General features: G+C 54.1%; 10 protein-coding genes. 6 read left to right on the plus strand and 4 right to left on the minus strand.

Features of this window, described 5'->3' with window-relative positions:
• Positions 1 to 13: 13 nt before the first annotated feature.
• Positions 14 to 3,481: a pyruvate carboxylase gene (locus CSC3H3_RS17000; RefSeq protein ID WP_101285600.1), complete on the minus strand. Its 3,468-nt coding sequence runs from the start codon at positions 3,479 to 3,481 to the stop codon at positions 14 to 16.
• Between the two features lie 457 nt (positions 3,482 to 3,938).
• Here CSC3H3_RS17000 and CSC3H3_RS17005 point away from each other — a divergent pair, with 457 nt between their 5' ends.
• The 3 genes from CSC3H3_RS17005 to CSC3H3_RS17015 all read left to right on the plus strand — a co-directional run bounded on the left by CSC3H3_RS17005 (position 3,939) and on the right by CSC3H3_RS17015 (position 7,033).
• A complete protein-coding gene (locus CSC3H3_RS17005; RefSeq protein WP_101266566.1) occupies positions 3,939 to 5,342 on the plus strand; it encodes a cache domain-containing protein in 1,404 nt (467 codons plus the stop codon).
• 122 nt (positions 5,343 to 5,464) lie between these two features.
• A complete protein-coding gene (locus tag CSC3H3_RS17010; protein WP_101266568.1) occupies positions 5,465 to 6,139 on the plus strand; it encodes a response regulator in 675 nt (224 codons plus the stop codon).
• A 171-nt stretch (positions 6,140 to 6,310) separates the two neighbouring features.
• Complete coding sequence (locus CSC3H3_RS17015) at positions 6,311 to 7,033, plus strand: Crp/Fnr family transcriptional regulator (protein ID WP_245881159.1); 723 nt, start codon at positions 6,311 to 6,313, stop codon at positions 7,031 to 7,033.
• A gap of 86 nt (positions 7,034 to 7,119) precedes the next feature.
• Here CSC3H3_RS17015 and CSC3H3_RS17020 read toward each other — a convergent pair whose 3' ends face one another.
• The 3 genes from CSC3H3_RS17020 to CSC3H3_RS17030 all read right to left on the minus strand — a co-directional run bounded on the left by CSC3H3_RS17020 (position 7,120) and on the right by CSC3H3_RS17030 (position 9,818).
• Positions 7,120 to 7,896, minus strand: a complete 777-nt coding sequence (locus CSC3H3_RS17020) for a hypothetical protein (RefSeq protein WP_245881160.1) — start codon at positions 7,894 to 7,896, stop codon at positions 7,120 to 7,122.
• A gap of 206 nt (positions 7,897 to 8,102) precedes the next feature.
• Entirely contained in the window at positions 8,103 to 8,396 is a 294-nt protein-coding gene (locus CSC3H3_RS17025) for a hypothetical protein (RefSeq protein ID WP_157831942.1), read from the minus strand.
• 177 nt (positions 8,397 to 8,573) lie between these two features.
• Positions 8,574 to 9,818 carry a hypothetical protein gene (locus tag CSC3H3_RS17030; RefSeq protein ID WP_245881161.1) on the minus strand — a complete coding sequence of 415 codons (1,245 nt, stop codon included), beginning with the start codon at positions 9,816 to 9,818 and terminating at the stop codon, positions 8,574 to 8,576.
• Between the two features lie 258 nt (positions 9,819 to 10,076).
• On the opposite strand from CSC3H3_RS17030, the gene CSC3H3_RS17035 reads away from it, so the two are divergent.
• From CSC3H3_RS17035 to CSC3H3_RS17045, 3 genes are all read left to right on the plus strand, one after another.
• Entirely contained in the window at positions 10,077 to 11,954 is a 1,878-nt protein-coding gene (locus CSC3H3_RS17035) for an ABC transporter substrate-binding protein (protein ID WP_101285603.1), read from the plus strand.
• Between the two features lie 45 nt (positions 11,955 to 11,999).
• A complete protein-coding gene (locus CSC3H3_RS17040; protein ID WP_101285604.1) occupies positions 12,000 to 14,372 on the plus strand; it encodes an ATP-binding protein in 2,373 nt (790 codons plus the stop codon).
• Positions 14,373 to 14,696: 324 nt separating this feature from the next.
• Entirely contained in the window at positions 14,697 to 14,912 is a 216-nt protein-coding gene (locus CSC3H3_RS17045; protein ID WP_101266576.1) for a hypothetical protein, read from the plus strand.
• The last annotated feature ends 95 nt before the right edge of the window (positions 14,913 to 15,007 follow it).

The following is a 15,007-nucleotide window of genomic DNA, read 5'->3' on the forward strand; positions in this document are numbered from 1 at the left end:
TTTCAGCATATGGTTACTCCGTCAGTTCAACCAGCAGATCCTTGCTGTCGACCTGCGTGCCCGCCGGGGCGTGGATTTTCGCCACGGTCCCGTCTTTTTCGGCATGCACGGCCGTTTCCATTTTCATTGCTTCAAGCGCACAAATCACATCACCCGCCTTGACCTTCTGGCCTTCGGTGACCGAAACCTCGACCACAAGACCCGGCATCGGGGCTGCGACATGCAGGCCGTTGCCATCTTCGGCCTTGGGCCGTGATTTACCCGAAACCGCCAGTTTGTTATCAGCAACCTTTACGGTACGCGGCTGGCCGTTCAGTTCGAAAAATACTGTGCGCTGGCCTTCATCATCGCCAAATTCCGACGTTGCCAGATAACGGATAACAAGGGTTTTGCCCTTTTCGATATCAACCGAAATTTCTTCGCCCTGGCTCATGCCATAGAAGAAAACCGGGGTTGGCAAAATCGACACATCGGCATTGTGGCTGCGATGTTCGGCATATTCCAGGAACACCTTGGGATACATCACATAGGATGCGACCTCGGCATCGCTGATATTGCGATGGGTTTTCTTTTCGATCTCGGCCTTGGTAGCGGCGAAATCGATCGGTTTCATATGCTTGCCCGGACGATCCGTCAGGGCTTCGCCACCTTTAAGCACCTTGCGTTGCAAAGCGGGCGGGAAGCCCCCCACCGGCTGGCCGATTTCACCCCGGAAGAATGAAATCACGCTATCGGGGAAGGCGATGTCCTTTTTCGGGTCCAGCACGTCCTGTTCGCTAAGGCCGGATGTAACCATCATCAGGGCCATATCACCCACCACCTTGGAACTTGGTGTAACCTTGACGATATCGCCAAACATGCGGTTGACCTTGGCATAGGCCTTGGAAACTTCGGGCCAGCGTTCCTCAAGCCCGACAGCACGGGCCTGATGGCGCAGGTTGGTATATTGGCCGCCCGGCATTTCATGAACATAAACGTCCGACGTACCGCTGCGAATGTCGCTTTCAAAGCCGGTATAATAACGGCGCACCTGTTCCCAATAGGTCGAAACTTCGCGCAGGGCTTCATAATTAAGCCCCGGATCGCGGTCCAGGCCGCGATAGGCCTGGGCAATGGAACCAAGATTGGGCTGTGACGTCAGCCCAGACATGGAATCAAGCGCGCCATCGACCGCATCAACACCGGCATCGATCGCGGCCATCACGGTAGATGCCGAAATGCCGCTGGTATCATGGGTGTGGAAATGGATCGGAATATTGACCGTATCCTTTAGCGCCTTAAACAGTGTGGTTGCCGCCGCCGGACGCAACAGACCGGCCATATCCTTCAGGCCCAGAATATGCGCGCCCGATGCCTCAAGCTGGCGGGCCATATCAACATAATAGTCCAGGTTATATTTGGACCGGTCCTTGTCATAGATATCACCGGTATAGCAAATGGCCCCTTCGCACAGCTTGCCGGTGCGCAGGACGGAATCCATCGCCACCTTCATGTTTTCAACCCAGTTCAGGGAATCAAACACGCGGAACAGGTCCATGCCATGTTCGGCGGCCTGTTTGACGAAATAATCCACCGCGTTATCGGGATAGTTGGTGTAACCCACCGCGTTAGACGCGCGCAGCAGCATTTGCGTCAGGATATTTGGCACCGCTTCGCGCAGCTTTACCAAACGGTCCCACGGGTCTTCTTTCAAAAACCGCATGGCGACGTCAAAGGTGGCCCCGCCCCAGCATTCAATCGAAAACAGGTCGGACAGGCCATGCGCGTAATACGGCGCGATCTGCAACATATCAAAGGTGCGCATGCGCGTTGCGATCAGGGACTGATGGGCATCACGCATGGTGGTGTCCGTCATCAGGACGCGCTTCTGGTCTTTCATCCAGCGCGCAAAACCTTCCGGCCCCAATTGATCAAGCTTCTGTTTGGTGCCCGGGCGGATTTCCTTGAGGTCGATGGATTTTGGCATCACCGGCGGATTGAAATTGGCCGGTTCGGCACGGCCTTCAACCTCGGGATTGCCATTAACGCTGACTTCGCCAATGAAGCGCAACAGGCGTGTTGCACGGTCACGACGGCGGGCAAATTTAAACAGCTCTGGCGTTTCGTCAATAAAGCGGGTGGTGTATTCGCCAGCGCGGAATTTGGGGTGGTTGATCAGGTTTTCAAGAAAGGCCAAGTTGGTCGTGACACCACGAATACGAAATTCGCGCAGCGCACGGTCCATACGGTCCACTGCTTCACGCGGCGTGCTGCCCCAGGCGGTGACTTTTTCCAGCATTGAATCATAAAACGGCGTAATGACTGCGCCGGAATACGCCGTGCCACCATCCAGACGAATGCCAAAACCGTTCGCCCCGCGATAGACCTTGATGCGCCCGTAATCAGGGACAAAGCTGTTTTCCGGGTCTTCAGTCGTAATACGGCATTGCAGGGCATGGTCGCGCAGCTTGATTTTTTCCTGCCATGGAATACCCGTTTCGGACGGGAAACCAATTCGCCCACCCTGCGCGATCAGGATTTGCGCCTTCACCAGATCAAGGCCGGTGACGCATTCGGTAACGGTGTGTTCGACCTGAATGCGGGGATTGACCTCGATAAAATAGAATTTGGATGTATCAACATCCATCAGGAATTCGACGGTGCCGGCATTAACGTAATTTGCCGCCTTGCCCAAACGCATCGCGGCATCACACAGCTCGGCGCGCTGGTCTTCGTCAAGGTAAGGCGCCGGGGCGCGTTCGACCACTTTCTGGTTGCGGCGCTGCACCGAGCAGTCACGCTCAAACAGATGCACCAATGTTCCGTGGGTATCGCCCAGCATCTGGACTTCCACATGGCGGGCACGGCGGATCAGTTTTTCAAAGTAAATCTCGCCATTGCCAAAGGCGGCTTCGGCTTCGCGTTTGGCGGCCAGAACCTGCTTTGCCAGGTCTTTGCCATTTTCGATAACGCGCATCCCGCGGCCACCACCGCCCCAGCTTGCCTTAAGCATGATCGGATAACCAACCTGCTGGGCGATTTTGGTGACTTCGTCCATGTCATCGGGCAAGGCAGCGGATGCAGGCATTACAGGCACACCGGCCTTTTCGGCCAGGTTACGCGCAGCAACCTTGTTGCCCAATGTGCGCATGACCTCGGAATCCGGGCCGATAAAGGTGATGCCGGCATCGGCACAGGCATCGGCAAAATCGGGATTTTCAGACAGGAAGCCATAACCCGGATGAATGGCATCTACCCCGGCATCGCGGGCAACACGCAAAATATCTTCGATATCAAGATAGGCACGAATAGGTTTGTTACCCTTGCCAACCCCATAGGATTCATCGGCTTTGAACCGATGCAGGGCAAAACGGTCTTCATCAGAAAAAATCGCGACTGTGCGAATGCCAAGTTCGTTGGCGGCACGCAAAACGCGAATCGCAATTTCACCGCGATTGGCAACCAGAAGCTTACGGATTTTCTTGGGTGCTGGACGTGACATTTACGACCGGACTCCTACCAGATATGATTGGCAAAAGCGGCCCTGAACGCCCCTGCCGAAAGCCAAGAGAAACGCCACGATACGGTCCTGTACTGTGTTGCGGTGCGGAAACCCGGCAACACCGTATCCTGAGTGGCGAATGCAGATATGAATGAACGTTAAACGCGAATTGCATATCCGAAGTTCCTGGCGCCTGGTGGGCAGGCGACGCTTTTGATATATGCCCAATGCCCGGCCTCTGTCAAAACAGTAATTTCAACTGGTAATACCAATTTTGGAATTTCGGCGCCACAAGCTTTCCACGATGTGAAAACAACTTTGTTGCGAAAACCGCAAAAAACCGACCATTCCATTACGTTTTTTCATTCTCAAACGCAGACATTCCCTTGTTATGTGTTATTGTCTCGCCGCTTTTGGGGAGCCATTCCATTATTCTTTAGTTGAAAACCGCCCGACCATGCCCAAACTGAATTTGCGCCTGAAATTTCTGTTATTGTCGATCCTGCCGCTTCTGCTGGCGGCAAGTGCGATTTCGGGGCTGGTTTTTGCCCAGGCGGAACGGCTGGCCAAGGCGGAAACACGCACCTTTGAACGCAATATTGTCGAAGCCCGCAAAGAAGAGCTGAAAAGCTATCTTCAGCTCGCGATGGCATCGATCAACCATATCTATTCGGTGGCAAGCCCGCTGGATGCGGTTTCAAAGGAACGGGTCAAAGCGATTATCAATGACCTGTCCTATGGCAAGGATGGCTATTTCTTTATTTATGACCGCGATGGCACCGCCCTTGTAGACCCGCCCGAGCCCTGGCGCGTGGGCAAAACATACTGGAATTTGCGCGACCTGAATGGCAATTCGGTTATTCAGGCCCTGATCAAAAACGCCGAAAATGGCGGCGATTTTCTACGCTTTATCTGGGACAAACCCTCCACCGGGGAACCGGCCGAAAAGATCGGCTATTCGCTGATGCTTGATAAATGGGGCTGGATGATTGGCACCGGGATTTACATTGACGATATTTCCCAGCAGGTCACGGAAATTGAAACTGAAGTTGCCGCCCATATCCGCGAAACCACCATTTCGATTATCGGCATTACGGTGCTGGCTGTGTTGCTGGTGGGGATTTCGGGCACCGTTGTTACCCTGTCGGAACGCAAGCTGGCCGATGCCAAACTAAAAGAACTGGCACACCGCGTGGTGGATGTGCAGGAAGAAGAACGCCTGCGTGTTTCGCGTGAATTGCATGACGGCATCAGCCAGATACTGGTTTCGGTGAAATATTCCATTGAACTGGCAAGTGATCGTATGCGCCAGAATATGTCGGACGCCGCCATACCGATTGAAAAAGCTGCCAAGCGATTACAAGACGCCATTCAGGAAGTACGGCGCATTTCGCGCGATTTGCGCCCTGCCGTTCTTGATGATCTGGGCTTGAAACCCGCCATAGAAAGCATGTGCAGCGAATTACAGGACCGTTCGGGCATGCAGATTACGGTGAAATGTGATCCGATTGAAAATGCTCTGAACCCGGCAAAGAAAACAACGCTTTACCGTGTGCTGCAGGAAAGCCTGACCAATATTGAACGCCATGCCGATGCCACCCACGTTAATGTGCGCATTCGCCGGGATGGCGGCAGCGTTGTGATGACGGTGGCCGATAATGGCACCGGTTTTGAAACCAAAAGCTATATCCGCAATCGCGACCCGCGCGCGGGCATTGGCCTGCGCAATATGCGCGAACGTATGGAATTTCACGGCGGCGGGTTAAGTGTCACATCCGAGCTGGATGATGGCACAACAATCACTGCTTATGTGCCCGTTACCCCCGGAACACCCCCATTACCCCCGGCATTAAAGGCATAATGCGGGCTTTTTTGGCATTTTGGGGCTGCGCCATCGGCTTTTTTATGCCTAATTGAACCTTCCCCGGTAACTTTCCCCCAGAAAGCGCACCGACCATACCGACAGGGACCGAGACGACGACGATGACAAGTGACGCTATTGCTTTTTCCCCGGATCGCCCGATCCGCATTCTGCTATGTGATGATCACGCCCTTGTAATGGATGGCATCCGTTCCCGTCTGGAATGTTATGCCCATATCTCGATAGTCGGCGAGGCCAGCAACGGACAGGAAGCGCTTGATCTTGCGGGCAACCTTCATCCTGATATCGTGCTGATGGATATTTCCATGCCGGTCATGAATGGCCTTGAGGCAGCAGAGCGCTTTCGCGATACCCTGCCCGATATCAAGGTGATCATGCTAAGCATGCATGAAAACCCGGAATATCTGCGCACCGCCAAACAGGCCGGTGTACGCGGCTTTATCCTGAAAGATGTTTCATCAAACGATATGGTCCGCGCACTTGAAGCCATTGCCAGTGGCGGCGAGGCCTATAGCCCGACCTTTGACAAGATCGACGCCACCGAAGATGCCAGCGATGATGGCATGCCGCTGACCACCCGTGAACGGACGGTTCTGCGTTTGCTCGCGCGTGGTGCCAGTAACAAGCATGTCGCGCGCGAACTTGATATCAGCGTTCGTACGGTTGAAACCCACCGCCGCAATATCAAACGCAAACTTGGCATCGACAGTTCGGCAGGTCTTGTGCGTTATGCCATTGAAAAGGGCTTGGTTACGCTTGATAGCGCAGCGGGTTAAGCCCGCATTTACCGCTATTCCCTGGCTTTTCTGAAACAGTTTTTAGAAAAACAGGCAATTGAATTTGATTTCACGAATGCTAAATAGTACAGCAGATTGTAGTGATTTAAATTCACGCCATATGAAGTTGCGGGATCAGGGGCTGACCCGCATCTGCGAGAGGGGGTATTCGTGTCCCAGACCGGCTTTACCAAACCCAAACCCGACATGCTGCGTTGCAAAAGCTGCGGTGTGCGCCAGCTTGCCCTGTTTACCGACCTGACCGACGAGGATTTCAAACTGGTTCACCAGCCGGTTGATGAAGTCCGGGTTGCGCAGGGCGATGTACTTTATCACGCCGATGACCGGGCCGATTGCCTGTTTACCCTGCGGTCCGGCTTGATCAAGATGACACATTACCTGATTGATGGTTCGCAGCGCGTGGTGCGCCTGGTACGACCGGGTGGGACCCTTGGCCTGGAAGCACTGGTTGCGGGCCAATTCGCCCATAACGCCGAAGCCCTGCAGGACAGTGTCTTGTGCCGCATCCCGGTTTCGGTTGTTGAAAAGCTGGACCGTGAAAGCCCGCGCCTGCACAAACAGGTTTTAACCCGCTGGCACCAGACCGTGATGGATGCCGATTACTGGCTGACGCAAATGTGCACCGGGTCTGCGCGTGAACGTGTGGCGCGCCTGTGCCTGTTTCTGGCCGAAGATGACGAAGGCCTTGCTGCCTGCCATTTGCCGGGCCGCGAAGATATTGGGGCGATGCTGGGCATTACCACCGAAACCGCCAGCCGCGTTATCGCCGATTTCCGCCGTCAGGGCCTGCTGACCACCCATTCCCGGCGCGAATTTTCGATGAATATCGACAGCATGCGCAATCTTGCCGGGATCGAAGATTGCGCGGCCTAAGCCGCCCGAACCCTTCCTTCCTCTGATTGGGCAAGAATAGAAGGCAGCGTCATTGGCGCTGCCTTTCGTCCCTTTGCCAAGGGCTTTTAACGGCGCATGGCCGCAGGCAGGGTTGTCTGGAAGGCTGATTTGGGACCACAGGCATGGGACAGGCGTTCATATTCCTGCGCGGTATCGATCCTGGCGTGGTCGCGCTGGCGGGTGGCATCGATTTTTGCCAGCAATGCCTTAAATTCCCGCCCGTATTTTGACAGCAGATTGCGAATACGCGCCGACGCCATTTGCGCGGGCAAGGGCTGCATACGGGCAAAATCATCTGTCACCTGTGCTAGATAAGCAGGCAATGCATTGCGAATATCAAGCTCCATATGCTGGTTGATGGCAACATGCTGGCCTTCATGGGCATAGACCACATCATACTCGCAACTGCCTTTGGGCAATTCGCTGGCAATATAAACCAGATGTTCGGTCACACTTACCGTTGGATGGATCAGGGCCGGTAACAGGCAATAAGTCCCATTGCCCAAAGCCACCGGTTCAATGCGCATTTCAAATTTGGCCTGCATGGCATAACTGGTCAGCCCGGTTACAAACCAGTCGGCACTATGGGTGGTTTTGCTGTTAAGCCAACGAACCGAACGGTTACGATCAAGCTGTGGGGATTTGGGTTCAAAATCGAAGGTGATTTTTGGGGGCGTTACCGTCGGGCAGGATGCCGCATATGCGCCCTGCCCGCCAAAGGCCACCACACCAAGTATCACCAGCAGAACAAAACCTGCAAGGGCCGTTACCCGAAGGCCGCGACGCACCAGAAATCCCCCAAATCCTTTACCAATCTGCATTGCCTGAAATCTGGCGCTCACCGCCGATATCCCCCCGACCTATAATGCTTTTTGCTGCCTTGGCTTTACTTAAACCTGCCGGATCTGGCTGTTTGAAAATGCCGATATTTACCAACCGGCCGAAGAAACACAGATGGGGGATGATCAGCATTTTGACAATGCAAACACACCATGCGCCTGTTCACATTATCCTTAAAAGCTGGTGTAAATGCAGGCAGGTGTAATGATTATTCAGCAAGCCAGCGCCGCAGCACCGCCACCACCCGGTCCGGGTCGCTATCGACAAGGGCGCTGGCGCGCTTGACCAGATTTTGTTCAATCCGCCCTTCGATACCTTCCAGCGACAGGGTCACCGGGGCAGCGCCTTCGACCAGGGCAGCAGACGGCACAACTGGCTGCACCTGCCCTGCCACCGGCGTTAAACGGGGCGTGCGCCCCGGCAGGTCACGCGGCAGGGGCGGTGCAGGTTTGGCAGCCAGTGGCATTACCGGCTTATCGTCATCATCTGGGTGCATGGGCAATTGTTGCGCCGATAATGGCCTTAAACAAGTGAATTGTCGCACAGCTCCCGGTATCGGCCCGCTTGGCACTGGGATATTCCCCTCGCATAATTCCGATGGACGGCGGAATTACCAACGCACTGACGGGCATTTTGACCCGGCAATGCGTTGGCAAAGTGTCAGCTTACTCGCCAGGGCTTAGTGCAGCATGCGGCGCTTTTTGCTTTTGGTGCAATCACCGCAGGCTGCAACCAGCTTTTCCATTGCGGCCTCGGCCTCGTCATCATCAAGGTGATGTGCCTTCATGTTTTTCTGGATTTTGCAGCATAGCGACTGGCCTTCGGGGAAGGTTTCGTCGGTCCAGAAGCATTTTGACGGGTCGAAATAGCCGATTTCGTCGAGGAACGAGACGCCATAATAATAGGCTGCCCCGACCGAGTTATAAAAACTGGTATCGTCAATAAAGCCGCCATCGGCTGTCATGGAAACATTCAGACACCAGTCGAGAAGTTCGCCAATATCGGTACTGGCCTGCTGATGGGCCGCGTCATCAACACTGGACCAGCCTTGGGCGAAAATTTTGGCAACGTCGTAATTATTATGGTTGTTAAAGTCGCCATTATGCTTCCAGCCATAAGGATATGCGCCGTCACGCAGGGCCAGGGTGGTTGCAAAAATCTGCGGCCAATAGGCGACCTTGCCATGCTGATAGGAAATATTGTGGAAAGTCAGGCTAAGGTCGGTGCTTTTGACAAGGGGGCCATCGGCCTGGTCAAACCACGCCCCCCAATAGCCGCTTTGGGAATCCTGCCAGTCATCCAGCCAGGCTTTGTAGGCTGCGATGTAATCATCGGTCAGATCAAAGCCCTTCACATACTGGCGGAAATAATCGCGGATCTCGCTTTTGAAACACATTTCCGACAGGGCGGCACTAACCGCGCCCAGCGCATCGCGACGGTCCAGGCCATCGGCATAGATTTTTGATGTGCGCTGGTCATTCAGCCAGTTCTGCATCCCTTCGATGGTGGCAATCGGCGCCATGAAATCAAAGGGGTATTCGGGTGCCTCATCCTCGTCGGCCATTTCATTGACCGCATCGATCATGGCATCGACCTTCAGGAACCACTGGCTATAACAGGGCCCCCATGATCCATCGACGGGGGATTGTTCTTCGGCCCAATCCTGATCGGTATTTTTAAGCGACTCGGCAAGGTCGGAAATCGCCTTTTGCAGCGTTGACCAGTCTGCCGTGTATTGAAGCAACCATTTGCACTCAATCATCCTTTGGTCGGACGCGGCCATGCTGTTACCCTGCGCCTGCAGGCGCGAAAGCTTTTCTTCCAAAGGTGAAAGCTGGCTGGCAAATTTTTTCTGTTGCGAAATATAATTTTGATCAAAGGCGCAAAATTGCTTATTTATCAGACTATTGTAATCAATCATCATAATTCATCCTGAAATGGCACTGGCCGCAAGGCACCTGCTAACTACCCCATAAAGAACAGTTTTTCATAAAACCATTCCGGTAACTTTTTCGCGAACACAATCCATTAAATGCCATCAAAACTTTACCTTGATACATTTTTTCTTTACTCACCACCTATGGATAGCGGATACGATACCTATAGCTTGTTATAATACAAAAGCATAAAATCAGTGGAGCCATTCGTGCCTCGGATCAAATTCCAAACCCGCACTTTAATCATGGCAGTGGTCCTTGCATTCGCGTTTGGCGCGAAAAGCAGCCATGCCGTCGAGTTTGGACAGGCCCCACTCTTTGCCGACCAGGTAAAGAACAACCATCTTCCCCCTGTTGAAGACCGCCTGCCACGTACCCCGATGATTGTATCGCCTGTCGATAATCTGGGAAATTATGGTGGCACCTGGCATATGGCGCAGCTTGCAGAGCGCGACTATGCCCTTCTGATCAGAACCATAGGTTACGAACCGCTTTTGCGCTGGACTCCGCAATGGACCGGGATCATCCCCAATGTCGCGCTGTCCTTTCAGACCAACGATAACGCAACTGATTTCACCTTTCGGTTGCGCCCTGGCATGCGCTGGTCGGACGGGCACCCCTTTAGCGCCGATGACATTGTTTTCTGGTATGAAGACATTCTTCAAAACCCGGCGCTAACCCAGATCATTCCCGACTGGCTGACCTGTGGCGGGCAGCCGGTGCAGGTGGAAAAGGTCGATGATTATACGGTAAAGTTCCATTTTGCAGCACCCTACGGCCTGTTTTCAACCTTCCTTGCACAGCCTGAAGGTGTAGAGCCGGTATCCTATCCGGCACACTATCTGAAAGAATACCTGCCCAAATATAACCCCAAGGCCGAGGCCGAAGCGGCCCGTCTTGGCTATGGCAGTTGGGAAGAACGTTTTGTCGATGTTTTTGGCCACCCCGGCAGCATCGATGATCCGTCGCGCTGGCTTCACCCCGAAGTACCGACCCTGAATGCCTGGGTCATGACCGGGGTTTATGGCAAGCAGGACCCGCTGATTGCCACGCGCAACCCGTATTACTGGAAGATCGACCCGACAGGCCGCCAGTTGCCCTATATTGACACGGTTTCGTTCAAACTTGTCGGCAGCAAGCCCGAAGCCATCAAACTGGCGATGGATGGGCAGATCGACATGCAGGAACGCCATATCAGCAACAGCACCGATGAAATTCTCGCACGGCGCAAGGACATGTCGTCCTTTACCCTGATTGAAAGCGACATGAACAAGATGACCATGTCGCTGAATTTGAACAATCCGAACCGCGTGCTGCGCACCCTGTTCCAGGACAAGAATTTTCGCGTCGGGCTGTCGCATGCCTTTGACCGCGACGCCATTATTGACCAGTTCATGCCCGAGGCCCTGCCCCACCAGGCAGCCCCCCGACCCGAAAGCCCGCTTTTCCATTCGGTTCTGGCGCGCCAGTTCATCACCTATGACCCGGACCTGGCGCTGGATTACTTTGCCAAGGCTGGCCTTGTGAACCGCGATGGCCAGGGTTTCCTGCTAACCGCCGATGGTCATCGGGTGACGTTCAATATCGACACCGTGGGTTCGTCACGCTTTGAAATGCTGCAGGCCGTAACCGCCTATTGGCGGAAACTGGGGATTGATGTGAATGCGCGCGATGTACCGCGTGACCAGTTTTACGAACAGCGCAGCGATAACAGCTTTGATGCCACGGCATGGGGTGGTGATGGCGGGCTTGATGCCATGCTGATTCCCATCAATTATCTGCCGATTTCAAAGGATTCCTGGTTCGCACCGGCATGGGCAGCATGGTATCTTGACCATGACAATGCCAAGGCCGTTGTACCGCCGCGGGTCGTGCAAAAACAGCTGTCGCTGTATGACAAGCTGAAATCAACCGCAGATGCAGAACAACAGAAAGACCTGATGCGGGCGATACTCGACATAAGCGCGGATCAGTTTTATGTTATGGGGGTGGCTTTACCGCCAAATCGCAAGGGCATAGTTGCGAACAACTTTAAAAACGTACCCAAGGTAATACCTGCAGCCTGGAGTTTTGCCACACCGGCACCAACCAACCCGTCGCAGTATTACATTGAGGATAAGTGATAGAAAAAGGCCGGGGGACGACCGGATCAGGGCGTAGAGGGTAGCTTGAAAAAACTGTTCGACCGGCTGTTTGGCAGTCTGGCGTTCAAAATTGGTTTTGCGATTGTGATCGTTGAAACCATTTTTCTTGGTCTGTTTGGTGGATATTACATCCAGTATTTCGGGGCGGAAATTGATCGTCGCACGGCAGAACAAATTAGTGCTCCTGGGCGGCTGATCCAGGAAGAACAGCTTAAGATTTCCATTATCAGTGACAAGGTGCAGCTCCGTCGGCTGCTGGGCCCGCATGTCATTGATGCAATGGCGGTCGGTTTTGATGGCACCATCTATCATTCCATGGACTCGGCCCTTATCGGCAACAATATCTCCGATCTTGAAAATTTCCCGTCGCGCTGGTTTGGCTCGGATATTGTCGAGCCGCAGCTTTTTACCGTTCATGATGCGTCGGGGCGGCAAATGGTCAGCATCACGCCGCTTTTCAGCCTGAATGCGACACAGCCCTTCATGTTTGTGTATTTCAAGGTATCGACCGTCGGCCTTGAAGAAAGCCAGCAGCGCATGCAATCGGTGCTGCTGATCGGGTCGGTGATGTGCCTGATCCTGACATCGGGCCTGATCTTTTTGCTGATGCAGCAAACGGTTTTGCGCCGCATGACCAGCATGGCGCAATTTGTCAGCGATATTCAGTTTGGAAAAATCGGTGCCCGCCTGCGCCCGGCCAGCCGCGACGAAATCGGCTCGCTCGAACGCGGCCTTAATGCGATGGCCGAAAGCCTGGAACGGCGCACCAGCCAGCACCAGATCGCCCAGGATGCCCTGCGCGACAGCGAAGAACGCTTCCGCGACTTTACCCTGTCATCGGCGGACTGGTACTGGGAAATGGGCCCGGACCTGCGCATTACCTTTGCGTCCTATAAATTCTATCAGTTGATCGAGGAACTGCATGGTTCCCCGCAAGGACAGCGGTTTGACACGCTGGGCCTGACTGCGCGCGACCATGAAAGCTGGGGCGTGCTGATGAGCCGCCTTGAAAGCCACCTTGCCTTTCAGAATTTTGAATTTTCCTGGCAGGGTAAAGACCGCGAAATTCATTTTGGCCGCATTAACGGCGTGCCGGTATTTGACCTTGATGGCGTATTCAAGGGCTATCGCGGCACAGGCAGTGACGTTACCGCACAACACCAGGCCACCGAAGAACAGCACGCCCTGCAACGCCAGCTTGCCACCTCGCAAAAGCTGGAAGCCGTGGGTCAGATGGCCGGCGGGGTTGCCCATGAATTCAATAACTGCTTGGCTGGCATTCTCAGCTTTGCCGAAGTGGCGCGTGCGCGCATTGATGACCCGGCACGGGTTGAAGAATATATCAGCCACATCATTTCGCTTGGCGAACGGGCAACCAGTGTTGCCGACCAGCTTTTGATGTTCTCGCGCCGCAAGGTCGAACAGCCAACCGTGGTTCAGGTCAATGATGCCGTCCTCGAGATGGAAAAACTTCTGACCACCTTGCTGGAACACCGGATCGAACTTGAAATCTGGACCTGTGAAACACCGCTTTATACCCGCGTTGACCCGACCCAGCTTTCGGCCTGTATCCTGAACCTGGCCATCAATGCACGCGATGCCATGCCCAATGGCGGTGATCTTCAAATAAGCTGCTCATACGAAACCATTCCGCCGGAAGACCAGCGCGACCCGCTGGATGAAATAACCTATCCCGATTGCACACCGGGCGATTATGTGGTGATCACGGTGCAGGATACCGGCACCGGCATTCCTGATGAAATCCTCGATCATATCTTCGAGCCATTTTATTCGACCAAGGAACCGGGCAAAGGCACGGGCCTTGGCCTGTCGATCGTGCATAATTGGGTCGAAGAATCCAATGGCTGCATTGATGTTGAAACGGTCGAGGGTGAAGGCACGACTTTCTCGATCTATCTGCCACGCTGTGAACCGGGCACCGTCACCGCCCAGCCGATTGACACCATCAGCTATCATCCCGGCAATGGCGAACGCGTACTGATTGTTGATGATGAACCGTCATTGCGAACAACAGCGCAAATCATTTTGCAGGATGCCGGCTTTAACGCCATCTGTGCGGAAAATGCCGATGCCGCCCTTAAAATTCTGGCCGAACAAAAAGACGGCGAAAAGATTGACGTTATCCTGAGTGACGTTGTCATGAGCGGCCTTAGCGGGCCGCAATTGGCCATTGAAGCATTGCGCCAATACCCGCATCTAAGCATCGTTTTCATGTCGGGCTATCCGGCGCGGACCCGTCAGGAAATGGAAAAAATGCTGGGCGAATATATCTTCGTTAAAAAGCCGTTCCGCCCGGCCCAGTTGCAAAAAGCCATCCACGAGGCCATGGTCCAGAAAACCGAACGCCGCCGCGACCGCGACCTGCAGGACCATTAATCCCGCCAATCGATATGGCCTTTATTGCCAGCCAGCCCTTGAATGGTAAGGCCCAAATGCGGTGATATTCACCGCGTTTGCCGGGGCATGCATGGGGCTGCTGACGCCTGAGCGGTGTATGGCAGTGTCCCAAACGTGAACACAGCACTTTCACCTCACCCCACCCGCGAAATGCCGGGTTAGTTTATTTTCACGCTGCTTTGTGACAGCCGTCACTTCAAAATGGTTAAGAAAGTCCTATATCTAAGTTACAGGATGGACTTGCCGGTAACATAAGGGGCCAATCCGGACCCGCCCGGCAAAACAGACGAGGAAGCACAGACCATGGTTGGTTCAATCGGTTCAGGCTTGAGTTCGGCACAGCAGGCCCTGTCAGACAGGATTACGCCGCAACGCGCAGATGGCGCGCCGTTAAGCTCGGCTGGGGCATCGATGAAAAAGGCCGAAGGTCTGATGGAAAGCATCGCCTCCATCGTGACAGATTATCAGCCGCTGGAAACCAGCGGCCACCGCGGAACGCGCGTTAATATCGTGACGTGAGCATCAAGGTTTATTGCCTCCCTCCCCGTTGGCTTCTACTGGGGCAGCGTACGCGCTGCCCCTTTTCTTTTGCGCAGCCATCCCGCCCATACCAG

This window comes from Thalassospira marina, from assembly GCF_002844375.1.
Taxonomy (GTDB): Bacteria; Pseudomonadota; Alphaproteobacteria; order Rhodospirillales; family Thalassospiraceae; genus Thalassospira; species Thalassospira marina.